Source organism: Paenibacillus sp. Pae15, assembly GCF_024519685.1.
Taxonomy (GTDB): Bacteria; Bacillota; Bacilli; order Paenibacillales; family NBRC-103111; genus Paenibacillus_G; species Paenibacillus_G naphthalenovorans.
The window spans coordinates 199,806-222,827 of the sequence record NZ_JALJRM010000005.1 but is presented as its reverse complement, the minus strand read 5'-3'; the positions used below and the strand labels follow the sequence as shown (position 1 = coordinate 222,827).

Below are 23,022 nucleotides of genomic sequence, written 5' to 3'. Positions count from 1 at the left end.
GGTCTGTAGAGCTGTGGACGGTGATGGTCCGATTCAGCACATAAGGATACGTTGGGTTGGTAACATATTCCAAATGGTGGACAATAGGGGCTTCCTTCAAATGGCTTCTGGACAAAGGAGTCAATTCCGGACCAAGCTTTAAATTGAGCCGCAAATACTTGTAAAAATCATCCGTTCCCCTTGCGCTGTCCCAGACCAAACGGCCAAGCGCGGCTTCCCTCTTGTCTATATTCAAGGAAGCCGCGTGGGTTGCCCGATCAAGCAGCGGTTTTGTTTTGGTCAGGCTGTGCGTTTGCATCATCCAGTTGAAGGCCGTAACCCAGAGGAAGGCGGCCGCTATGATCCCAAAAAGAGCGAACAGCAGCAGGTGTGCGCTGCCTTCCTCCCTTCTTAGCAGCTTTTTCAAGGGGCGGTCGCCGTTACGGCACCGCTCACCTGGTTGACTGTGGCGGTCGAGATGCTCGTGTGAAGATTTGTGCCTTTGGCACCGACGGCCGGCCCCACCTGCGTTCCCGCAATAAACATAGCGGCGCCCCCCAATAACACGGTAAGAAGACAAGCAATAACTAATTTACCCATTTAAAATCATCCTTCCTTATATAATAGTGGTTATCCCTGAAAACTCGTCATCAGCTGCTCGGAGATCGTGATGACCCACGGATACAAAAAAAGGAGTACAATCATGCCGAAAGGAATCATGATGTAAAAGCTGATCCAGACAGGCGCATTCTCGATTTTCCGGTTGATCTCGGCCGCCAGTGTCGTTTCGATGCCCGCCGTTTGCTCCTTAAGCACCTGGGCCACTTCCCTGGCATCGGCTTGACTGATCGCTTCCAGTGCATTAACCAGCGGAAATACCTCGGAAATGCCTACGGATTCCTTGAATCTCCAAATGGCGGCGCGCCGATCTCTGCCCCACATGACCGTCAGCTCCTGAAGGTGCGGGCTCAACAGCTTTAGCGGCCTTCCGGCGCGAATCAGCATGTCGCGAATATCCGCCTTGTCGCTCACACAGACCGACAGACGCTCGGCCAGCTTCGCGATTTCCATTAAATACTCGCCCCTCCTCCTGCTTGCCGAAGCAAGCACGAACAGCATCGGCATCCACCATCCGACCGCAATGCAGGCGCCCCCCTTCAGCAGCAGCCATATCCATGATCCGGTTGACTGGCCGTATATCCCTTCCGGATTCGTAAGTTGCGCTGCAAGGCCCAACGATAAGAGCGACAAAGCCATTCCTGCGCGCAAAACCAGAAACCGGTTGTAGCTCCAATCGGACGGAAGACCTGCCAGACGAGCCTTCTCCGCAAAATCACGCGCTCGCGGATTCTCGATCTCTTTTTCCATAGCGAGGACGTCCCGCTCTCTTCTCTTCGCCCGCTCCAGCATAAGGGCTAACCGGTTCGCACGTCCCAACCCCATCCTCAGGCGTCCGAGCAGCGTAAACCAAAGCAAGGCGCTGCCGCCCGTAAATAGACCTATAAATACAGCTTTATGAGATACGATCCATATGTTCCAAAACAAACCCAGCATGTCGTCGCCTCCGTTAAAAAGCCTTCCGTCCCGACCGGACCACAAGCAGCATAGATACGAACATGACGGCAAAAGAGACGACCAGCAGCATTTTACCGCCAGGATTAAGAAAATAGTGGCTGTAGTTCGCTGCGTCTGCATAAATGTTGAACCCCACCACGAAAAAGGCGAATCCGATCATAAATGAAGTCCCGAGCCGGTACACGGTAATCATGGCCAGACGGTTTTCCTCATTGCGCTTGGCCGTTTGCATCCGGCTGACCAGATGATGCAGCGACTCCGTCATGTCCGTTCCGTAATGGGCCCCGATCAACAAAAGATCGGCCAGATCGTCCGCCCATTCACTTTGCACACGCCGTGCGAATTCATAAAGAGCCTCATCGACCGGCTTCATATGCAGCGCAAGTTCGAGCCGCCTCCACTCGCTTTTCACCTCATCGGGCATGGTACGCGAGGACTTGACGATGATGTCCGCAAGCGTAAGACTGGGCCGGTAGTGTCCGATCAGGTTCTGTACGAGCATGATCATGCGGAGCGCAATCCGGTGCCGCTTGTGCTGCACCCGAAACCGGACATAGAAATACGGCAGAGATCCGAGCAGGATGGCGACCGCCCCGCTCAGCGTCCAAACATGGTAGCCGGGTGCACTGATGACCCCATAGGCATATCGCTGCTGCAGCAGTCCCATAGCGGCATCCGACCCGAAAAAGCCGGTAAGTCCGATCAACAGCATGAAAGCCATAACGACCTCTACGCCGATTTTCATGTCCGCCACTTCCATTTCCTCAGCCAAATGCTTTACCGGTTTCAGCTGAGTGATGGAAGCCCATGTGCCCCTTCGGGGACTGCTGCGTATGCCAAAGGAACGGAATCTTTTTCTTTGTCTCACCATGGAGTTGATTCCCTGAAATAGAAGAATAAGCAGGAGATACGAACCGGCGGCCCAGCCCCCCAACAATAAGCCTTTCAGACTGCCGTGCATAAGCTCGGCGGATACGCTCACGATCCCCACACTCCCAGCTCGCGAAATTCGTGCGGTTGCGCACCGTTTGCGATCAAATGCTCCATCAGCGGTTTGCTGAGCTGCTCCCCGGTGAAGCGCCAGTGATGCCGCTGATAATCCCACTCGACCAGCGGCCGGATACATACCTCCTGACGCTCGTCAACGGACAGTTCCGTGATTTCCGTAACTACACGGACATACTTGCCGTTTAACCGGATCAGGCGCAGGAAGACCACCACGTTAAAGGCTCTGGCCACGCGGCGAATGGCGTCTTTGTGATCGTGCTGCCGTCCGTCCTGCTTGATCATATCCACTACATCGCTGATAAACGATTCACGGTATTTGGTGTGCATCGTTCCCATCATGTCGTGGCCGCGCAAAGCCCCCTGCACCATCTGGGAAACCTCGGAGCCTTTGGCCTCGCCGACAATAACCCAATGGGGGCTCATGACGAGCAGCGGCTTAAACGACTCTTCCATCGTAAGCCCGATTTCCTCCACTTCCCGTACGGCCAGAATGTTCCGCGTACCGCGCAGACGCTCACGCAAAGCCACCTCAAATTCCTTTTCCAGTGTCCGGATTCGTTCGTTTTGGGGAATTTCCTGAGCCAGCGCAAACAGAAATGTCGTCTTGCCCGTCGCCGTTCCTCCGCCAATGAGAAAGCTCGCATGGTAGCGGATCAGAAGCTGCAGCAGCCGCGCCATCCGGTGATCGATCGTTTGAAGCTCTACCAGATGACCAAGCGTCACGTCCTTTACAATGAAGTTGCGGATATGAATGCTTGGAACGTCGGAATACGGCGGACGGGTCATCACTAGACGAGAGCGATTCCACATATAGGACTGGATGAACGGCTGCCTTTGGTTGATCGGCTTTTTACCGCAGAGCGACAAACGGTCCTGGAGCAAAAGCACATCCGCCAAGGAGGCGAATTTCCTGTGGTGCCGGATCATCTCTCCGCCGCGGAGCAGATATATATCGCAGCCGATCACCTGCACTTCTTCCACATCAGGCAGCCGGTACAGATCTTCAATAAGTCCTGCGCCGCAGGTTTCGGCAAACACGCATTCCGTCGGGGACAGCGGGGAAATCAACGTATCCGGATCGATATCCATCCGATATTCCATCAAGAGGGTATCAATGACCGCTTTCATTCGCGCCCCGGCTGCCGGATCGCCAAGTCCAGCCTGTAAAATGTCTTCGTACAGCGCCTGATCCTTTTTCGATCGTTCACTTAAATGCTCGTACACCAATTTAGAGGCTTCCCGCAGCGTCATTCGCCGTTCCGGCCGGGATGGCAGGACCGCCAGCCGGTTTTGGGTCTGCCGCGCTTGCATGATGTCTTTCAGATATTGACCCGCATCAAAACGAATTCTTGGCTGCATGCGGGAAGATAACCGTTCGCCCGGTGTCATTCGCTTCTCCTCCTTATCCGAAAAGCGCGGTCCACCGCTGCAGTAAACCGATTTTGCGGCGAACGGTTCCTCCTGCCAGTGCTGCTCCTCCCTGTTCGTTCGTTGGAGCAAGCCTCGCGGCCAGGCGGTCGATTTGCGTTGTGAAGCTTTCCGTCCCCGAGCTCAAATAAAGGGGATTTCCTTCATGGACCGCTTTGCGGCCAAGTCCTCCCCCGAGATTCGGAACGGCAGCGGCAAGCGGCATACGCAAAAGCTCCGCGATTCGTTCGGGCTTGTCATCAGCCGTAGTCCGATTCAGGATAAAAGAAACATCCCCAGGAACGAGTCCGGCATATTTCCAATAGCATTCGTACCATTCTCCCCAGCTCATTTGAAATGATGCGTAATGATTCTGCGCTACAAGCCAGCGGTGGTCTGCCTCGCGCACGGTGCAGATGGTCGCGGCATTGTCCGGGTAAGAGTTCAAATCGACGATCGTAATGTCAAAAGCCGCCCGGGCGGTTCGAAGCAGATGGGCCATCATTTCCGGCGTCACATCCAGCGCCGTGTCACGCCTGCGGGAACCGGTCAGAATGTGAAGGTTCGGGATTTTGCGGTACGATACGCACGCATCGATCAAATCGCCGGGGGTAAGCGTCTGGGTCTGCAGCTTCGGCCGAAGCTTGAATCCGCTAGGATCAGGATCGGTCAAATTCAAGAAGGAGCGAATCTCGGGATTATGCAGATTGCCGTCGATGAGACCAATGGTCATCCTGCCGGAAGCGGCCAAAGAGAGCGCAGTGCTCACGGCAATGGTCGTAGCGCCATCTTTGCTGGCAGCAGACCATACAGCCGTCAGTGATCCTTCCCGGTGACCCGGACTACCCGGACTGTCCTTGCGGTCTCCGTTCACTATAGCGGCAAACGCTTCAAGCATGCCGTCACCGGTAAGACCGATCGGTATAATGGTATAATGATGCTGATCGGCCATCCGGCTGATCGCCTCCAGCAAAAACGAATCATAGACCGATGCGTCCAGCGCAATTGCTGCCTGTGCCTGCGGCTGTCTTCGGCTCAGTTCCTGCACCCACTCCCACGGGTACACATCATAAAATACTCCGGCATGCACCATCACAAGATCAAACGGCTCTTCAAGCCGGGAGAAAAACGATTCCCTGCCGCGAATATGACGGATATCGAGTCCGCGAACGCTTCCCAACAGGGCGCTCAGCCGGTCTGCGGCATCCGCCTCCGGATGAATCAGCAATAATTTGGTCATGACGTAGGCTGCACCTCCTTGGTGTTCGAGCTTGTTCCTGTATTTTCATTACCGCTGACCTGGCTTTGATCAAGCTCCCCCTCCACTTGTATTTGCCCTTTCGTTTGGGTAAACGCATCGGCTGCTTTCAGCTCGCGAAACAGTGCCGTAACGGTTCCGGAGTCTGAACCAGGCTTGGTCAGATCGGGTAAAGCCAGCTTAATCCTGCCGGCAATACTTCCCAACACATAAGCCTCGTACACGTCGTCGTTCATCAGGTAGGTGTTCAGCTCCGGCTTTCCGTTCGGTTTGGAGCGGGCATTCTGAAGCTGTTGGCGGTTCGATTGCACGACCGCTTCCACTGCCGTGGCATCGGTCACCTCCGGTCCTTCAGGCGTTTTCACGCCGGTAACCGGAAGCTGCTCGATGACTTTAACTGCTCCGACGCTCCATGTGGCTCCCGAGGCGGTCTTAATCAGCTTCGGGTTATCAAACTCTACCCAAACGTCCACCCGATCGCCCTTCCGTACCATATTGCCCACATTCGCCGCCGCATCCGTTTTGAAGCTGAAATACCGCTCTCCTTCCCTCGGCACAAGCCGTTGGTCCGATAGCTTCCACAAGACCAATTCCTCATTATCCGCAATGGGAACCAGCACTGTTTGACCGATCAGCGCATGGACATCCGTCACGGCCTCCGGGTGGTGCGCCGCAACCGGAATCACCGCTTTGCGCAGCATGGAGGCTTCAATCACCTCGCCGCTGTGCAGCATGCGCACCGGTTTAACGGTATCCATGGTTTCGACCTGAAACTCCGTATGCTTCATGAACTGCCAATACCCTGCGACAGATCCCGCCATCAACAGACAGCCCAGCAGGGCGACGATCCACGTTCTTTGCATCTGTGCTATCCTCCCTTAATGACTCCTTTGAAAAAGCCGCAGCAGCTTGCCGCTTCCATTGCCGGACGGACGCGCTTCAACCGGCAGCAGGCGGTTTAGCCATGGCTGCATCGCATCCCGAAGCGCCCTTCGAACCGGTGGCGCATCGTGCGGGAGACGCCCGTTCCATTCGGCCGCCGCCAGGACGGCGATGTCCAAAGCAGGCAGCAGGCACGCCGGACGTTGCGGCAATAAGCGAAGCCAGGCCTCGGCTTTGGCCGTGCGCGGGCATTTATTCACGATGCAGTGCAGCCGTCGGCCGGGTCCGATCCAGCTTTGCAGCTGCCGCTGCACGCGCGAAACGGCGGGAAGCTCCAGCTTGTGTACGAACGGATCGACGGTGTAGACAACATCCGTCGCCGTATCGAGCAGCTGCTGAACAGCGGGCTGCTCCCACTGCGCGCCGATGTCTGCAATCAGCACCGGGCGGCGGACGGCGTGAAACAGCTTGAACCAGTAGCTCGGGTCCTCCATCGGCGATCCCGCTTCTTCCACGGGCTCTGCGGGAAGCCACAGCGTATGGCCGTCCGTCCACGGATGCTCCGCAGGATGCCCGGAGCCTCCACCCGGCGCGTTGTAGCAGCGGTACCCCGGCGGCGCATGCTTGTCCGCCAGCAGCAGCGCGTGCAGCTCCGCACGCGGCGTGGGCGGCTCGATCAAGGCATGCGGCACGCCTTGATCGTGCAGCAGCCGCGCGAGTGCGAGCGCGGCGAAGGTGGCTCCGGCGCCGGGGTACAGCGCGCCGACCGCCACCACGAGCGGCGGTGTCCACGCCGCTCCCCCCGCCGCCGCGGGTACCGCCGGCATCCGCTGTGCCGCAAGCCAGCGCCGCAGCACAGCCCCCGCCTCGCGGGCGCTCGCGTAGCGGTCCTCGGGGCTTGCGCGCAGCAGGCGCAGCACGAATGGCGCAAGCCCCGGGGGCAGCGCCGTCCCCTCGCCGGGCAGGCTCCGGGTGCTGTAGTACGCGCCTCCGCTCAGCAGAAAATACATCAGCGCCCCAAGCCCGTACAGGTCGGTGCGCGGGTCGCTCTGCCGTCCCTCCAGCTGCTCGGGAGCGGCAAAACCGACGGTACCGATGCAGACCGTATCTGCCTTCCGGTCCGGTTTAAAGCTGCGCGCCGTACCAAAATCGATGAGACGCAGCTGCCCGCCGGCGTCCAGCATCAAATTGGACGGCTTCAAATCACGGTGAATGATCGGCTCCGGACGGATCGAGTGCAGATAATCGAGAAGATCGCACAGCTGCAGCGCCAGCTCGGCCGCCTGCTTCTCCGTCATCCGCTTCCCCTGCCTTTCGAAACGCTGCAGCAGCGTCTCCCCCTCGATATAATCCATCACCAGATAAAGGAAGCCCTGCCGGGTGAGCGGCACATAATCCACGATATCCGGAAGATTCGGATGGCTGAGCCGGCTCATGGTCTCCGCTTCCGCCAGCAGAATATGCCTCCGCTTGGCCGTTTCCGCTTCCTCTTCGCCAAAAGCCGACCCGTCGCCCACATACGTTTCCTTCACCGCCCAGCGTTTACCCTTCAGCTTCAAATCATCCGCCAAAAATACGCTGCTCATCCCGCCTTTTCCAAGCTGCGCCGCAATCCGGTAACGTCCTGCCAGTACATCACCGGGTTTCAATCCCATGGTGTGCCTTGCCATGATCCACCTGCCCTTTCTTTTGCGTATCCTTTCCCGGAACGGCAAAAAACCGCCTTACGCATGCCGATTCGGCATGACATAAGGCGGTTCTTCCGCACGTCATATGGATTTTTTAAACGATTAAAGAATGTTTAAGCTCACTAAAGCGTTGAAGTAATCCAAGAAATGCTGCACCAAGGAAAACTACCATTAAAAACAATCTGGCATCTTCGACAAGACTCCGTTAGGAGTTTTTTATAAAATAGCATAGTTTTCCAAAATATTCAAGCCTTTTTTTATTTCACAAGGGCCTGATTCACACATGGCCAATACGCGGGAACGGCCCGGTACTGAACGAGAAGAATCCCGGTACTGCACGGGACCCGGCATCCCATTCACCGATATCAGAGGCAACCATCCGCTAGCGCATGCTGAAGATATCCATTCTTAACACTTTGTAAATTCCCCGCAGACATCCACAAACAATTTACATTCAATTAACCTTGAGAAAACATGGACCCGCTACAATGAGTCATGGATTAGAAGTAAACCATCCCGGAAAGGAGTTCCTTCATGTCCACGCTGGAAAACAATGCCCTGGCACGCGGGACCATGAAAAAAAAGAAACTTGCCTTCTCCAAAGGTCTCAAGCTTCAATCGCTGCGGTCCGTCCGCTTCAAGGAACAGGCGCTGGCTTATGTCTTCCTGGCTCCGTCCCTGCTGCTGTTCGGCGTGTTTCTGTTCTATCCGCTGCTGAAATCGGTGTATCTCAGCCTTCACTTGACCGATCCCCGCGGAAGGATAGCGGCATTCGCCGGTCTCGACAACTTCAAAGAGCTGTTCGCTTCGGACGCCTTTATGAAGAGCCTGCAGGTGACGCTCTCATTTACGCTCCTGACCGTGCCCACCTGCATTATCCTGGCGCTCCTCCTGGCCGCTCTTACGCACAACAAGCTGGGCGGGATGCGTTGGTTCCGGTTCGTCTTCTCGCTTCCCGTAGCCATTTCCGTCGGAACCGGCTCCGTCATCTGGATGATGCTGTACCATCCGAGCCTCGGGACGCTCAATTACTTTCTTACCCTGATAGGCTTGAATCCCGTAAATTGGCTGACCGATCCGGCCTGGGCCCTGGTTTCGGTCGCCATCATGACGATTTGGATGAATCTGGGCTTCAACTATATCGTCCTGCTCAGCGGGCTCCAAGGCGTGCCGGAGGACATCTACGACAGCGCCAGGATCGACGGCTCCGGGCCGCTGCGCACCTTTGCCCGCATCACCCTCCCGCTCGTTTCCCCCACCCTCTTTTTTGTGGGAATCGTTTCGGTGATCGGGGCTTTTCAATCGTTCGGGCAAATTCACATCTTGACTAAGGGAGGACCGATGAACAGCACCGATGTCATCGTATTTAACATCTATCAGGATGCGTTCGTCAATTTCCGCTTTGGCATCGGCAGCGCGCAGGCGCTTGTTCTGTTTGCGATCATTCTGATTCTGACGGCGGTGCAGTTCCGCTTTCTGGAAAAGAAGGTGCATTACCAATGACGTCCCGTCTGCAGAATACGCTGATCTATGCCGTTCTGACGATCGCCGCCGTCATCATGCTCTATCCGATCGCTTACACGCTGTCGGCCGCCATGATGACGAATGCCGAGTCGGCCACCTATCCGCCCAGGCTGCTTCCCGGAAGTCTGAATTTTGAAAACTATTTGTCCGTGCTGCAGCTGATTCCGGTCGGGCGGTTCATTGCGAACAGCTTTTTCGTTTCCGGCGTCATTATGATCGGACAGCTCATTACGGCCAGCATGGCCGCATATGCCTTCGCCTTCCTGCGGTTTAAGGGCAAATCGGCATGGTTTGCCCTCTTTATGTCCACGATGATGATTCCGTGGGAAGTTACGATCATTCCCAATTACTTGACCGTCAAAAGCTGGGGCTGGCTCGATACGTATCAGGGCTTGATCGTTCCGTTCCTCGCTACGGCGTTCGGAACGTTCCTGCTCCGCCAGTTTTTCCTGCAGCTTCCGGGGGAGCTGTTCGAAGCCGCCAAAATCGACGGCTGCGGCCATCTGCGAAGTTTCTTCCGGCTTGTGCTGCCATTGTCCAGACCTGCACTGGCCACGCTCGGCGTGTATTCGTTTCTGACGCATTGGAACATGTACCTGTGGCCGCTGCTCATCACCAACGGTGAAGCGATGCGTACGGTGCAAATCGGCATCAGCATGCTTCAGTTTGAAGAAATGACCTCGTGGAACCTGGTGCTCGCCGGCGTCGTCATGGTCATGCTTCCCACGCTTGTCCTCCTCGCGCTCGGTCTTAAGCAGCTGGTGCAGGGGATGACCGCCGGAGCGGTCAAAGGGTAACCAACCGCGCCATGGGCCTACTAACGGGTCCGGCGCCCGATATAAATCTATTCCAAAGGAGAGATCAACCGTGATAAAACCACTCAAGCTGAACCAAAAATCCTCTTTAACGCTCCTGCTTGCTTTTGTCATGCTGGTTTTGGCGGCATGCGGGGGAACGACTGCCGGCGGGGGCGACAGCAAGCCTGAGGCAGGCGAAGCCAATGGAACGGAAGCGCCGAAGGCCTCCGAGCCGGTCAAAGTCGTGTGGTGGCACTCGATGAGCGGAGAGCTCGGCAAAGCGGCGGACAAGCTGGTAGCCGACTTTAACGCCTCGCAAAAGAATGTCGTGGTGGAGGCCGTATTTCAAGGCACCTATGATGAGAGCCTGAACAAAATGAAGGCGTCCATGGATTCCAAGAGTGGCCCGGCGCTGATCCAGGTATATGAAATCGGCAGCCGCTTCATGATCGATTCCAAAGCGATCACCCCGATACAGCAGTTTATCGATGAGGAGAAATTCGATATATCCGCATTGGAAGAAAATATTTTGAACTATTACACCTTCGACGGCAAGCTGTATTCGATGCCTTTTAACACGTCCAACCCGATCCTGTACTACAACAAGGATATGTTTAAAGCGGCCGGCCTCGACCCGGAAAAGCCGCCGGCCACGTATGAAGAAGTAGCCGAAGCCGCCAAGAAACTGACCAAGGACGGACAAACGGGCGCCTCCTTCGCCATTTACGGCTGGTTCATGGAGCAGTTCTTCGCTAACCAGGGCGCCGAGCTCGTCAATAACGGCAACGGGCGTACAAGTCCCGCAACGGACTCGCTGCTGGGAAGCGAGGCGGGCGTCAAAACGATGACTTGGTGGAAGCAAATGATCGATGACAAAACGATGCTCAACCTCGGACGTAAAACGGACGATACGAAAAAAGCGTTCGCCGCCGGACAAATCGCCATGACGCTGGATTCCACGGCAGCTTTGCGCGGCATCGTGAACGCAGCGGAAGGCAAATTCGAAGTCGGCACCGCCTTTCTGCCGAAGCCCAAGGACGCTCAAGACGGCGGCGTTATCGTTGGCGGCGCGAGCTTATATATCCTGAACAACCGATCCGAAGCCGAGCAGAAGGGCGCCTGGGAATTCATCAAATTCCTGACCGAACCGAAGCAGCAGGCCTTCTGGTCCGTCAACACGGGATACTTCCCGATTACGAAAAAGGCATACGACGAACAGCTTGTTAAGGATAATATGGCGAAATATCCGCAGTTTAAAACGGCGGTAGACCAGCTGCACCAAACCAAAGCGAACAAAGCGACGCAGGGCGCAGTCATGGGCGTTTTCCCTGAAGCGCGTCAGCTCACCGAAGGGGCGATCGAGGAAATTCTGAACGGCAAAAAATCGCCGAAAGAAGCTCTCGACGGCGCAGCAAAGGAAATTTCCGCCCGAATCCAACAGTACAACAAAACCGTAAGCAAGTAAGCAAAAGCATACGACAAAGCCGAGGGGAATTACACCGCCCTCGGCTTTGTTTGGCTTCTATATTTTTTCGATCATGCTGCGGGCGACCCATACGCCTGCCGCGCCCGCTTGCGCCAGCCCCCGAGTCACGCCTGCGCCGTCCCCTCCGCAGTACAAGCCCTCGATCTCCGTCTCCAGACGCTCGGTAAGCTTGGGCCTTGCCGAGTAAAACTTGGCTTCTACACCGTAGAACAATGTATGCTCGGACGCAATGCCCGGAGTCACCTTGTCGAGCGCCTCCACCATCTCAATCAGGCTCTTCATCGTATTGTAAGGAAGCACCAACCCCAGATCGCCCGGCACCGCTTCTTTGAGCGTCGGCTCCAAAAAGCCCTCCTTGATTCTCGTTTCCGTGGAACGTCTGCCCCGGATAATATCGCCGTATTTCTGTACGATGACCCCGCCGCCGGATAAATCGTTGGCCCGCTTGCATATTTCCCGCGCATACTCATTCGGCTTATCGAACGGCTCCGTAAACCGGTGCGACACCAGCAGTGCGAAGTTCGTATTGGTTGAGCCAAGCGCAGGGTCTTTATAGGCATGGCCGTTAGCGGCCATCACGCCGGAATGATTTTCAACGACCACATGGCCGGACGGATTGCTGCAGAAGGTGCGTACGCGCGTACCGACCGACGTATTGAAGATGAATTTTCCTTCGTATAAATGCTCGTTGATTTCATGCATCACCACATCGGACGTTTCCACGCGCACACCTACGTCCACCTGATTGTTATACATTTTGAGACGGCGCTTGCGCAGCACCTCGGTGAGCCAGGCCGATCCGTCCCGGCCGGGAGCGACCAGCACCTTGTCGGCTTCAACTTCTTCACCGTTTTTGAGGACGATACCTTGGATACGGTGCCCGTCCTCCGTCTTTGCCGTCAACAGATCGGCTACCTCCGTCTTGAACTGCATATCGATTTTGGTTTTCAAGTAGGCGTTGATGGAGCGCAGGATTTCCAGGTTTTGCTCGGTGCCCAGATGCCTTACCTGGGCCCTCAGCAGCTTCAGCCCGGCCGCATAACCCCGCTGTTCTATGGAGCGGACCACTGGAGTGGTCGGATCGGTTACGTTCTCCGTCGCCCCGTGTTTGAGATTGATGGCGTCCACATAGCGGATCAAATCGAGCACGCGCGATGGAGGGAGATAATCCGTCAGCCAGCCGCCGAATTCGGTCGTAATGTTGAACTTGCCGTCGCTGTACGCCCCGGCTCCGCCGAAACCGGCGGTAATCGAACAGGCAGGTAAACAGCCGGCGTACTCCTTTTTGCCTGCAGGCGGCGGACACAGCTGAATCTTCTCCTCTAGGATGGGACATCTTCTGCTGTCAATATCGTGCCCTTTATCGATCAGCAGCACCTTGAGCTGAGGCGCTTTCAATGTCAGCTCGTACGCTGCGAAAATTCCGGCCGGTCCGGCTCCGACAATAATAACATCGTATCGTTTGTTCATGAGTGAGTGTGCCTCCTTAGCATAATGAACGCAAACCAAAAAATCCCGGCTTCGAAAGGGTGCGGCAAAGCGCCCTGTTCGTAGCCAGGAATTTGCGGTTCCTTGGTAGAAACTCTTGACCCATATTGTCAAGGATATACGATCGGTAGAGTAAATATTAGGTTTTGAACACAACAGAATCATAAGTCAATTCTTGAATATTGTCAATGGCATATCGTAAAAATGTTCGTGTTCATCTTGCATTATTCGGATAGATTCCGTTTTCCGATATAACATTTAACCCGAAAGCCGAATGTTTTTGTCATCACACGAAAGAAGGAAAGTGATCTGTCGTCACTTTCCTTCCCGTTTACATCCACCTTTTCGTTTTCGGTCTGCGGCTTGTTTGGCGCTTTCTTTTCCTTCCTGCGGAGACAGAGCTTCTCCCGTTTCTCGTACCGTTCAGCTTCAGCGGCTTTCCGGCTGCCGCTTGTGATTCGTTAATCAGCCGGGCTATTTTTTTTAAGACCGGAGACATTTGCTCCGCCGACTGGTAGATAGAACTCATTTTATCCAGCGCGCTGATGACTTCATCGAGACCTTCGTTCACGTTGCGGATGACCGCAGGGAACCTGTTCAACATATTCAATCACCCTCTAATCGTTCCTCCGAATCTCAATTTATTGTATGCAGCAATAAGCCCGGACGGTTTAGGCGGATGACCCGGATGCCCCGAGGGCCCGCAAAATAAATTCCCAGCTCTGCTTTGCAGTCGAACACGGATCGTGGTGTGTATTTGAAAGAAGCGGTTGAAACGAATCATATTTCTTGTGAACCAGAATCATTCCGATGACCGTCATGAGGGCATGATCAAGCGAATCAAATTGAAACCGGCCTTCCTCCCGCCCTTTTTCCAACAGCTCCCGAACCTTGAACCAAACGGGATAAGTAAACGAGGTAACGATCGGCTTGCGCGGAGAATTCATCATAATTTCCTGCTGTACAATGGTGCTGAGCTCCATGTCCGTCATGCTGAAGTGGATGATCTCATGAACGAGCAGCTTCAGCCCCTCCACCGGATCTTTGAAAACGCCCTCAAACTGGGCCAACCGGTGACCGGGAAAGAAGGATTCGAAAATCGCCCGAAACACCTTTTCTTTGCCCCCGAAATAATAGGAGATGAGAGCAACATTAGCGCCCGCTTCCTCACAGATTTGCCGTACACTGGTACCGTCAAAGCCTTGTTGTGCAAATAGCTTCTTGGCCGAAAGCAGTATGCGGATCTTCATATCGGACTCGGTCTGTATCATAATGCATCTCCTTACCGGATTCTTTTAATTTCATTATGTAACTTTCCCCCATAGAGTGCAAGCCAAAGGCCGGCAGGATGACTGCCTGCCGGCCCCGTCATATTTCAGGCCCCCGTTGCAGCGGTATTCGCTGTCTTCGAATGTTCCGCTGCGGCCGGAATCGTTCCGGTTTCCTTACGCAGGCCTGTCGCCAGAAGCCCGACCGCCGCGCAGACGGTCATGATGAGAGCCAGTGCACCGATATCACGCGCCGTTCCCGGACCTCCGAATAACAGGTTCATAGCACCCTCTACCGCATAAGTAGCCGGCAGGTATTGGCTGAGGGTAAAGTAAAAGCCGCCCAGGAGCTCACGCGGAACCATAGCGCCGGAAGACACCAGTTGAATCGATAGCATGGAGATATTAAAGAGCATACCCGCCATGCCGAAAACGATCAAAAACATTTGCGAGAAAAACATGAATGTCATCAGGAACAAGGCCTGGAACAGCCAGAAGGCCAGGAAACCGGAACCCATTTGTCCACCCAAAGCAACCACCAGCGAGGAACCGACCAGTGCAATCATGACGGCGGACACCGCATTGATGAAGACGCGGGCGCCGAATTTGCTCCATTTGGAATAACCCGCTCCGAGCATCCCCGTTGCCTGCTGCAGATTCATACCCATAATCATTGCGCCGACGAATGAAGCAAGCACCATCATCATCGGGATCATTTGGTTGTGCATCCCCTGAACCGGATTTGTAAATTCGAGATTCGCGGCCACCTTATCGGTCAATCCCCGGGCCATAGCCGCTGCTTCTTGCGCAGGAATATGGGCTTGTACCAGAATAGCTTGAGCGCCCGCTATCGCCGCTTCTTTGCCCACCGAGGCCGTCACGCCGCCGGCAACACTCTGCATCATGCTCTTGATCAGGGCCGGATTGGACTCGTTGATGGTATAGTTGATCTTCGCTTGCTGACCAGGGGTCTGCAGCTGCTTGGTAAATTCCGCAGGAATATGCAGCACCATCTGTACCTCACGCCCGTTCAGCATTTCCTTGGCTTTGTCCGCAGAGCGTTTGCTGATCAATTGAAAGGGCAGTGATTTTGTCAACTGCTCTTCCACTTTTCGTCCGAAACCGGGGTCATCGTTCACGACGGCGATTTTCAGTTGCTTCGTATTATCGTTCACGCCTTCATATCCGGTCATCCAAATCAGGCTGAAAATAATTTGAAACATCATCGCCGTCATGATTCCTATCTTCGTAGCCGGCTTTTTCAAATACGCTTGTAAAGCTTGAAGCATGGTCTTTCTCTCCTCTTATGTATATATGTTAAATGCTTATTTTAATTAAACGTTTGTTTGAATCATATGAAATATCTTCCCTATTGTCAATACCTTACTACAGGGATTTGTTCGGGTATCCGATCCACCCTCGCAAGGCTCCCTGTTCTCCTGTAAATGACCGAATGCCATTTATAGTAGCCGCGGAGTCAACACCGACATAAACTGTATTGACTTTTTCGCTGCCGCAGGGAGCCTTGACGCAGTGGCGGTGGAGCCGGTATTCGTTACCGCGCGTTACCGCCTGCGCTTAAGAAGCGTCAATGACAATGCCTGTGCTTGCTGCGCAGAATAATGACCAGCAGGATGAAGAGCACCAAAATGAGAGCCGCTGAAGTATAGCCGTGTCCATGCCAATGATGATGGTGATGTTTTTTCGGTGTATAGATGTTGATCTCCTCGTAGCTGGCATGCACGTTGATCGGCGCGGGATATACAGGCTGCGGCAGCGATACGGGCGATACGTACGTCGGCATCGGACCTATGTTCGGGCCTACATTCGATAGCGGAGCATAGGCCGTCGGACCGACATGCGTTTTTGGTACAGCGGTAGGTTGATACTTTTCCATAAGGCGAACACCTCCATAAGATTTGACGAAAGCACAAGAAGCCAGCTTCATTTCTTGTGTTTTTGCGCATTCAAGCGTTCCCGGGAACTCGTTACTTGCCTTACTTGAACACACCATTAGTCTATGGAGAGATACCCAACGGGAGCACGGTGTTCACCTATGCCCGGGAGAAAAATAGACATTTACCGCCATCGGTCAAGGCAGGAAAAAAGCGTCCCATTCTGCTGTTTCCGGCAGAATGAAAGACGCCTTGGATTAGACATACGGATTATGCTCCCGTTCATAGCCAATGCTGGTCCTCGGGCCGTGGCCCGGGTATACAATGGTATCGTCCGGCAGTTCGAACAGCTTGCCGTGGATCGAATCCAGCAGCTCCTGATGACTCCCGCCCGGCAAGTCCGTACGTCCCACGGACAGCTTGAACAAGACGTCACCGCCGAACAAATGCTTGCCGTAGAGAAAGCTGACGCTTCCCGGGGAATGGCCTGGGGTATGGAACACCTTGAAGCTGCTGCCCAGTACCGATAAATTTTGCCCGTCGGCCAGCGAGTACTCGGCAGGAGCGGTAGTGATCGGTCCGGTAACATCAGGCCACCTGGCCGATCCGTTTTTCTTCGGATCCACCAGCCAATCCGCCTCGTCGTCATGCAAATAGACAGGGCAGCCCTTTAAACGGCGCAGCTCTTCTACCCCGCCTATATGATCAAAATGGGCATGTGTAAGCAGAATCGCTTCAATCTCCATGTCGGCCACGCGTTTGAGCAGCGGATTGGGATTCATGCCGGGATCGATGACAACCGCTTTGTTCTCGCCGGGGAGCGAGATCAAATACGCATTCGTCTGCAGAGGACCCAGAGAGAACGACTCAATGACAAGTTCCTTCGTTTCCATCGTCATCGGCTCAGAAGGAGGACAGCAGCTCGCGCAGTTCTTTTACGATGACGGTCTGGTAACCGGTCCCCTCACCGTACTGACGGCCCATTTCCTCACGCGCAATTTTGATTTTATCTTGATAATCCGCAGCTTCACGGTCCGGATTCTCTTGTTTGAATTTGATCATAACCTCCTGCACATGCTTCGGACGCGGTCCCCACTGTCCCAGCACAAAACCGCTGAAATCCGTGAAAATGACGATCGGAATCGCCTCTCCGCCCATGGTCAGAAATTGCTCCATCACATCGGGATGCTCCTCTTTGATCAGAACTTCCGTCGGGATGCCGGAAATCTCCAAAGCGCGGAATACGACCGGCACATTGCGCACCACATCGCCGCACCAATCAGCAGCCAGAATAAGGCAGCGGAGGTCATCGCGGTTGTTCAGCGATTCAAAAAACGCCTTATCCTCTTCATCCTCCCACTTGAACAGATCGTACCACTCTTTGAATTTATCCTGATTCTTGGTCATCCCGTCGATAAACTGCTGCGGGGACAGCCCTTTGCGAAGCTTGCTGCTTAAGTTTTTGCTCATCGGAATCCATTCCTCCTTCAAATGTGCTGCTATGGATTATTGTACCAAAAAAAAGTCCCCCCTCCAACCGGAACGGGGACCAAACAAGCATGATCATTTCCTTATCTTGGCACAGCTTTGCTGCGCTTTATCCATTTGATGATAATATACACCGCCGCCACAACGATAGCTGCAAAAATCAAGGGCTTCACATACGGGCCAGCCACCTGATTGATCTGCTCCCAATTATCCCCCAGAGAGCGTCCGAGATAAACAAAAATGATGACCCATGGGATCGTCCCGAGCGTAGTATAGAACATAAACTTGGCCAACGGCATACGCGCCATGCCCGCAGGGATGGAAATCGCCTGCCTCAGCACCGGGATGAAACGGGCCAGAAACACCATGACCGGACCGTAGCGATTGAACCAGTCCTCCGCGATATCCAGATGCTTTTTTTTCAGGTGCAAAAATTTGCCGAACTTGTCCAATGCCGGCCGGCCGCCGTAGCGTCCGATCCAGTACAGAATGATCTGCTGGAACAAACACCCGAGGAGTCCGAACACGATGGCTCCGATCAATGAGATCTCCCCGCGCGAGATCAGATAACCGGCATAGGCCAGCACAATCTCACTCGGAATGACTTCCAGCATCAGGCCGATCAAAATCCCCCAAACGCCCAATCCCTCAACAAACCTTAACGCCGAAAGCACCAGTTCATGGAGCAGCTCACTCATTTCTCCAGCCTCTTTCTTTTCTTCACAAATTTCTGTTCTTGTCTATTATTAGCCTATTTTATTCTAGCACACTCTTATGCATGCCGCATCCTCCAATGCTCCTGCAATAACAGTGCCGCCGCTTCATCTGTCCGGAAGCTCCGGAATTCGGCCGTGTCATGATCAGACAAGTTCCCGCATACATTGGTACAAACGATCCTAATTCCTACAGGTGATGCTCATGACCAAAATATTCGTGGTAAGCAAAAAAAGAATAAAAGCACTCAAAATCGGAGCCGCCGCCTTGCTGCTGGCCTCTGCCGCACTGCTCTTCTGGGAGCAGGACGAGATCCGCACCGTCATGAGTCCCGACGCTCCGGAACGAACCGTCAATCTGGTGACAGGTGAATTCAAATCGACGGGACCGGACGGCAAGACGATTGAAGCGTATCGGTGGGACCCCGGTACCATTTACGTGAAAAAGGGGGAACGCATCCGCCTGAGCATTTACGGCGTAAACGGAGCGAGCCATCCCTTTATCATTGACGGAATGAACATTAAAGGCGAAGTGAAAAAAGGTCAGGAAACCGTTGTTTCCTTCCGTGCCGATAAACCCGGCATCTACAGGATCATATGCCTGACACACCCCGATATCGCTCATAACGGCCCGATGATCGGATATTTGGTGGTGGACGAATAACTTGGGAAACGGCAACAGCGGGGGCCGCTCCGTGAGTACCCGTACCGCCTCCTTGCGCATAGCATAAAGCAAGGAAGGAGGTGCCGGACTCATGAATCAAGGAAACAAAATGAAGCACAACCAACAACTTCCATCCGCACGGCTCATCCGCCGCACGTGCAGCCGGGAGCTGTACCGGGCACGAAAAAAAATGGGGGGATATATAACCCCCCATCTGATCAAGCAGGCGGATGAACTGTATTATAAAAAGGTGCTGCTGAACCTCCCTTATATTGTCGAGAACGGCAGCAACCGCAAAGTACTGGCGGATTGGTTCGATGAAAACGTATGCGGCGAAATCGCCGCCTTATGGAACGTGGAGCCGGGGGTGCTCAGCAGAGCGTTCCGGGAATCCTTCGGGGGCTGACGCAACAGCGCGTCGGTCTTTTCTTTCGCCCTGAAGGACGCCTTACTGCCCTTCCGTGCTTGCAAAGGGGGCCTTGCTTCTGTCATTCCATCAGGAGTAATATCCGCTTTTCGGAAATTCGTCATTTAATACCCAGTTGCCGATATTCCTAAGCTTATACTCAGCAGGATTATGCAGGGTATGGGTGCGGATATTTCGCCAGAACCGGTCAAAGCCGTATTTGGACGCAGTTGAGCGCGATCCCATCACTTCGAAAATGCGATTGCTGATGTCCAGCCCGGCTTTTCCGGCAGCCACATTGGCCGCCGCCACGAGTACAGCACATTCCCCACGTTCCTCTTCGGTTAAACTGAATTCTTTGGCCCACACTTCATCTACTTTATTCGCCGCCTTCTCAACCTGGACGAACCGCTCGCTAGGTTGATTCCCGCTCTTCCGCTACTGATATGATCCAACGTTGAAAGGGCTTTTGCCACCACACCGGGGTGCCACAGGCCTGACAAAACTTGCGTGACTAATCGTATAATTCTGGTAACCGGAGCAAGCGAAGCCGCCAAAGCCAAAGCTTCAAGCTGGTTCTCGCCCCCATCTTCGGAAAAAAAGCGAGACAGGAAGAATGCATACTTGAATCCCGCGTTTTCAGCCGCTTGTATATACCTTTTGTTTGCCTCAAATGACCAGTCCGCTTTCCTCGAACCGTTCGATTTCACGATTCCTCCGCTAACACTAGGTACCCAGTAGGCAAATTGTAATGTCATACGATTCCTCCTCTCCATATTAACCCAACTAAATAAGTAGGTATTATATGAATAATGTACACTCAGTATAGGCAGACGCAAGCTTTAATTCAACGAACAATATTCGTCCGAATGAAGTCTATGCAACATTTTGTCGATATTTGTTGTACATTTCGTAAATAAACTACTTTAGGAAATACCTTTGTTTATCCAGCCAACTTTCATTGGGAGACGCTTCAATTGAGTAAGCATACCCTAGACGTGGGGCTGTCAGATCGTTGAGAAAATGATTTTTTGCTTCCCGATTCGAAATAGGCGTGACGAGATGACGTATATGATTCATCAAATTACCGCGGTGTTGTAATAAATTGCCGTTGCAAATAAAAATACTGTTGAGACAGTCTCAGCAGTAAAACAGAAATGGATTTTGTGTTGTTTAAACATCATTTTTTTAGTTTTGTCTTCCGTTATCCTCCATGCCGATGGCTTTATAAATACCGAGCGAAGCAAGCCGCGTCAGCTGCAGAGCCATGTGATGCGGTGAATAAATGATATCTTTTTTGACCCAATTTTCCGCTACTCCCATCACGGACGAGCTTGCGTAGTCGAGGACGATATCAAGCGGAACCGAGAGCTTCTGCTCCATTCTCAACCTGGAAATCCGGTCGTAAAGCGCTTCCCGGACCACCTCTTGCATTTTCAGCTTAAACCTCTCCTGCTCCAGGAAAGTAAACATCACCTTGTAGAACCTTGCACTATCGGCCATGTAATTAAATAATACGACAAAATAAGGATCCGGCTCATCGAACTTCAACAAGCGAGACTCGACCTGCGGGCCGGTTTCTTTAAACAGCTTGGACAGCAGAGCCAGTTTTTCCTCAATGATGGTATCTAACAAATCGAATTTATCCTGATAATGGGCATAAAAGGTCGATCGGTTGACATTCGCATGATCGGCAATATCTTTAACCGATATTCTCTCAAAGCCTTTTTCCAAAATAAGCGAAATCAACGATTCCTGAATCATCAGCCGAGTTCGGTAAATACGACGGTCCAGACTGGTAAAGTCGGTTCGCATGCTTCATCCCTCCATCAAATGGTTTCTGCTCAATTCATCCCTATTTGTGGTTTAAATGTTCTTTTACCAACACTTCTTTATATTTAGTTGTTTATCAAACTTATGTGCATCAACTGTCGATTGCTGGAATTTACAATACAGCTATAATAAAAACATATTAACCCTAGTTTATCAATAGGTTTTGTTTACATTTTTTTTATAAGGAGTTGTGTAAGCTTTTGCGAGGAGAACAATTTGTCAAAAGTTTAAATGATGGCCGCAAGATTTGGCTGGATGGAGCACTGGTCAGCAATTTGCCAAAGCATCAGGCATTCAAAGGTACGCTGGAAACACTCCAACGATTATTTAATATGCTCGATGTGCCAGGCGTCAGGGAAACGATCGGATTTGTTCCGCCCGGCGGCAGCAAGTTTGCTCACGCCTCCTTTCTTGTGCCTTATACCCCCCAGGATTTATTGAAGCGCAGAACCAGTTTTGATTGCTGGGCCAGAGAAACCAACGGAATGATGAGCCGGATATCCGATTATGGCCGGTCTATGATCACGGGCTGGTATGCGGCCAGAAAGCAGCTTGGACTGCTTGATCCGCATTTCGAGTCCAAAATAACCAACTATTACAAAGAAGCACGGGACCGGGATTTGTTCCTGACAACGGCTATATTAGATCCTCAAATCGACCGTTCCAACGGTTTGGATGACAGCCGTATAAACGAACGGTTTCTCCATGTTGTAAAGGAAACGAGCGATGGCATTGTCGTTCGCGGTGCCAAAATGATTGCAACCGGTGCGCCATACACACACGATTTCATTATTTTTTCGTTCTTGAATTTCGAGGCAAAAGACAGCAAGCATGCGCATATTTTACTGGTTCCGGCTCATTCCGATGGACTGCATATTATTTGCCGGGAGTCGTTTGCCAGTCAGAGACCGCAAGATCATATATTGAGTTCGCGTTATGAGGAAATGGACGCCGTATTGTTTTTTGACGACGTGTTTATTCCCTGGGAACGGGTGCTGCTGTATGGAAATCCCGACAATGTCCTGAAGCTTCGGGGCAACAAGACGGCAAATTCGCTCGCCTTCCATCAGACGGTTGTCCGGTTTGTATCCAAGCTCGAATTTGTTACCGGGGTTGCCTTTGCCATTGCGGAATCGATTGGCGTTCAGGGTTTTTTGCATATTCAGGAGAAATTGGGCGAATTAATAACGCAAATTGATGTGATGAAGGCGCTGGTCATCGCCTCCGAAACGATGGCGAGGCCGGATGAATCCGGAGTTCTGGTGCCTGAGATATCATTCATTGATACGGCAAGGAATATTGGAACGAAATATTACCCGAGAGCCATTGAGATTTTACAGCAAGTAGGCGGCGGCGGGTTTGTCCAAGTGCCGTCCAGCATGGAAGATTTCTATGGACCGATCTCCAATCTGATGCATTTGTACTTTGAAGGGACTTCTGTCAGTGCGGAGAAAAAAGTGCAGCTGTTTAAATTAGCCTGGGATTTGATAGGAAGTCCGCTCGGCTCCCGTCATGAGCTGTATGAGCGATTTTATGCCGGCGATCCGGTACGTGCCTATGCCAGCCAATATGTGAAGTTCGAAAAAGAGCTGTTAGTCGATCCGGTTTGGAAATTATTGAAAGAATCGAGCAAAGAAGGAGGGTAATACCGAAATACCGGTCG

Annotated in this window: 25 protein-coding genes and 1 riboswitch; of the genes, 6 read left to right on the top strand and 19 right to left on the bottom strand. The window is 53.1% G+C overall.

Going from position 1 to position 23,022, the window contains the following annotated elements:
- From NR121_RS06445 to NR121_RS06410, 8 genes are all read right to left on the bottom strand, one after another.
- A partial coding sequence (locus NR121_RS06445) for a hypothetical protein (RefSeq protein ID WP_256830940.1) occupies positions 1-406 on the bottom strand: 406 nt, incomplete at its 3' end.
- Positions 403-579, bottom strand: a complete 177-nt coding sequence (locus tag NR121_RS06440; RefSeq protein ID WP_171005906.1) for a hypothetical protein — start codon at positions 577-579, stop codon at positions 403-405. The genes NR121_RS06445 and NR121_RS06440, both read right to left, overlap by 4 nt.
- A 30-nt stretch (positions 580-609) precedes the next feature.
- Positions 610-1,533 (bottom strand): hypothetical protein, encoded by a 924-nt coding sequence (locus tag NR121_RS06435; protein WP_062409673.1) that lies wholly within the window; start codon positions 1,531-1,533, stop codon positions 610-612.
- Between the two features lie 13 nt (positions 1,534-1,546).
- Positions 1,547-2,536: a type II secretion system F family protein gene (locus NR121_RS06430; RefSeq protein WP_235594159.1), complete on the bottom strand. Its 990-nt coding sequence runs from the start codon at positions 2,534-2,536 to the stop codon at positions 1,547-1,549.
- Positions 2,533-3,951, bottom strand: coding sequence for an ATPase, T2SS/T4P/T4SS family (locus tag NR121_RS06425; protein ID WP_062409675.1), 1,419 nt, complete (start codon positions 3,949-3,951; stop codon positions 2,533-2,535). The genes NR121_RS06430 and NR121_RS06425 overlap by 4 nt, the downstream gene beginning before the upstream one ends.
- Positions 3,952-3,964: 13 nt before the next feature.
- On the bottom strand, positions 3,965-5,209 hold the full coding sequence (locus tag NR121_RS06420) for a CpaE/TadZ family protein (protein ID WP_256830939.1): 1,245 nt from the start codon (positions 5,207-5,209) through the stop codon (positions 3,965-3,967).
- On the bottom strand, positions 5,206-6,090 hold the full coding sequence (locus NR121_RS06415) for a CpaB family protein (RefSeq protein ID WP_062409677.1): 885 nt from the start codon (positions 6,088-6,090) through the stop codon (positions 5,206-5,208). The genes NR121_RS06420 and NR121_RS06415 overlap by 4 nt, the downstream gene beginning before the upstream one ends.
- 15 nt (positions 6,091-6,105) lie before the next feature.
- Positions 6,106-7,779: a serine/threonine-protein kinase gene (locus NR121_RS06410; RefSeq protein WP_256830938.1), complete on the bottom strand. Its 1,674-nt coding sequence runs from the start codon at positions 7,777-7,779 to the stop codon at positions 6,106-6,108.
- A gap of 591 nt (positions 7,780-8,370) precedes the next feature.
- Here NR121_RS06410 and NR121_RS06405 point away from each other — a divergent pair.
- From NR121_RS06405 to NR121_RS06395, 3 genes are all read left to right on the top strand, one after another.
- On the top strand, positions 8,371-9,300 hold the full coding sequence (locus NR121_RS06405; RefSeq protein WP_375162512.1) for a carbohydrate ABC transporter permease: 930 nt from the start codon (positions 8,371-8,373) through the stop codon (positions 9,298-9,300).
- Positions 9,297-10,118 carry a carbohydrate ABC transporter permease gene (locus NR121_RS06400; RefSeq protein WP_062409680.1) on the top strand — a complete coding sequence of 274 codons (822 nt, stop codon included), beginning with the start codon at positions 9,297-9,299 and terminating at the stop codon, positions 10,116-10,118. The genes NR121_RS06405 and NR121_RS06400 overlap by 4 nt, the downstream gene beginning before the upstream one ends.
- A gap of 130 nt (positions 10,119-10,248) precedes the next feature.
- Positions 10,249-11,583: an ABC transporter substrate-binding protein gene (locus NR121_RS06395; protein ID WP_062411034.1), complete on the top strand. Its 1,335-nt coding sequence runs from the start codon at positions 10,249-10,251 to the stop codon at positions 11,581-11,583.
- Positions 11,584-11,640: 57 nt separating this feature from the next.
- On the opposite strand, the gene NR121_RS06390 is transcribed toward NR121_RS06395, so the two are convergent.
- The 8 genes from NR121_RS06390 to uptA all read right to left on the bottom strand — a co-directional run bounded on the left by NR121_RS06390 (position 11,641) and on the right by uptA (position 18,441).
- Positions 11,641-13,074 carry an NAD(P)/FAD-dependent oxidoreductase gene (locus tag NR121_RS06390; RefSeq protein WP_256830937.1) on the bottom strand — a complete coding sequence of 478 codons (1,434 nt, stop codon included), beginning with the start codon at positions 13,072-13,074 and terminating at the stop codon, positions 11,641-11,643.
- Between the two features lie 61 nt (positions 13,075-13,135).
- Positions 13,136-13,236, bottom strand: a riboswitch (purine riboswitch).
- A gap of 187 nt (positions 13,237-13,423) precedes the next feature.
- Positions 13,424-13,696, bottom strand: a complete 273-nt coding sequence (locus NR121_RS06385; protein WP_054818520.1) for a hypothetical protein — start codon at positions 13,694-13,696, stop codon at positions 13,424-13,426.
- A gap of 67 nt (positions 13,697-13,763) precedes the next feature.
- On the bottom strand, positions 13,764-14,363 hold the full coding sequence (locus NR121_RS06380) for a TetR family transcriptional regulator (RefSeq protein WP_054818519.1): 600 nt from the start codon (positions 14,361-14,363) through the stop codon (positions 13,764-13,766).
- Positions 14,364-14,467: 104 nt separating this feature from the next.
- Entirely contained in the window at positions 14,468-15,649 is a 1,182-nt protein-coding gene (locus NR121_RS06375; protein WP_256830936.1) for a YhgE/Pip domain-containing protein, read from the bottom strand.
- 299 nt (positions 15,650-15,948) lie between these two features.
- On the bottom strand, positions 15,949-16,257 hold the full coding sequence (locus tag NR121_RS06370; protein ID WP_074728703.1) for a YjcZ family sporulation protein: 309 nt from the start codon (positions 16,255-16,257) through the stop codon (positions 15,949-15,951).
- Positions 16,258-16,512: 255 nt separating this feature from the next.
- On the bottom strand, positions 16,513-17,148 hold the full coding sequence (locus NR121_RS06365) for an MBL fold metallo-hydrolase (RefSeq protein WP_054818524.1): 636 nt from the start codon (positions 17,146-17,148) through the stop codon (positions 16,513-16,515).
- 10 nt (positions 17,149-17,158) lie between these two features.
- Positions 17,159-17,725, bottom strand: coding sequence for a thioredoxin family protein (locus tag NR121_RS06360; RefSeq protein WP_054818517.1), 567 nt, complete (start codon positions 17,723-17,725; stop codon positions 17,159-17,161).
- Between the two features lie 101 nt (positions 17,726-17,826).
- On the bottom strand, positions 17,827-18,441 hold the full coding sequence (gene uptA, locus NR121_RS06355) for an undecaprenyl phosphate transporter UptA (protein WP_054818516.1): 615 nt from the start codon (positions 18,439-18,441) through the stop codon (positions 17,827-17,829).
- A 220-nt stretch (positions 18,442-18,661) separates the two neighbouring features.
- On the opposite strand from uptA, the gene NR121_RS06350 reads away from it, so the two are divergent.
- Together NR121_RS06350 and NR121_RS06345 are read left to right on the top strand one after the other, a co-directional pair.
- A complete protein-coding gene (locus NR121_RS06350; RefSeq protein WP_062409684.1) occupies positions 18,662-19,120 on the top strand; it encodes a cupredoxin domain-containing protein in 459 nt (152 codons plus the stop codon).
- Between the two features lie 91 nt (positions 19,121-19,211).
- Positions 19,212-19,526, top strand: a complete 315-nt coding sequence (locus NR121_RS06345; RefSeq protein ID WP_054818515.1) for a hypothetical protein — start codon at positions 19,212-19,214, stop codon at positions 19,524-19,526.
- A 90-nt stretch (positions 19,527-19,616) separates the two neighbouring features.
- Here the strand turns inward: NR121_RS06345 and NR121_RS06340 are convergent, their stop codons facing one another.
- From NR121_RS06340 to NR121_RS06330, 3 genes are all read right to left on the bottom strand, one after another.
- Entirely contained in the window at positions 19,617-19,895 is a 279-nt protein-coding gene (locus tag NR121_RS06340) for an acyl-CoA dehydrogenase family protein (protein WP_054818514.1), read from the bottom strand.
- Positions 19,896-19,900: 5 nt separating this feature from the next.
- Positions 19,901-20,284, bottom strand: a complete 384-nt coding sequence (locus NR121_RS06335) for an LLM class flavin-dependent oxidoreductase (protein ID WP_054818513.1) — start codon at positions 20,282-20,284, stop codon at positions 19,901-19,903.
- Between the two features lie 430 nt (positions 20,285-20,714).
- Positions 20,715-21,341, bottom strand: coding sequence for a TetR/AcrR family transcriptional regulator (locus tag NR121_RS06330; protein WP_054818512.1), 627 nt, complete (start codon positions 21,339-21,341; stop codon positions 20,715-20,717).
- A 218-nt stretch (positions 21,342-21,559) separates the two neighbouring features.
- On the opposite strand from NR121_RS06330, the gene NR121_RS06325 reads away from it, so the two are divergent.
- Positions 21,560-23,005, top strand: coding sequence for a 4-hydroxyphenylacetate 3-hydroxylase family protein (locus NR121_RS06325; RefSeq protein WP_074728707.1), 1,446 nt, complete (start codon positions 21,560-21,562; stop codon positions 23,003-23,005).
- Positions 23,006-23,022: the final 17 nt, after the last annotated feature.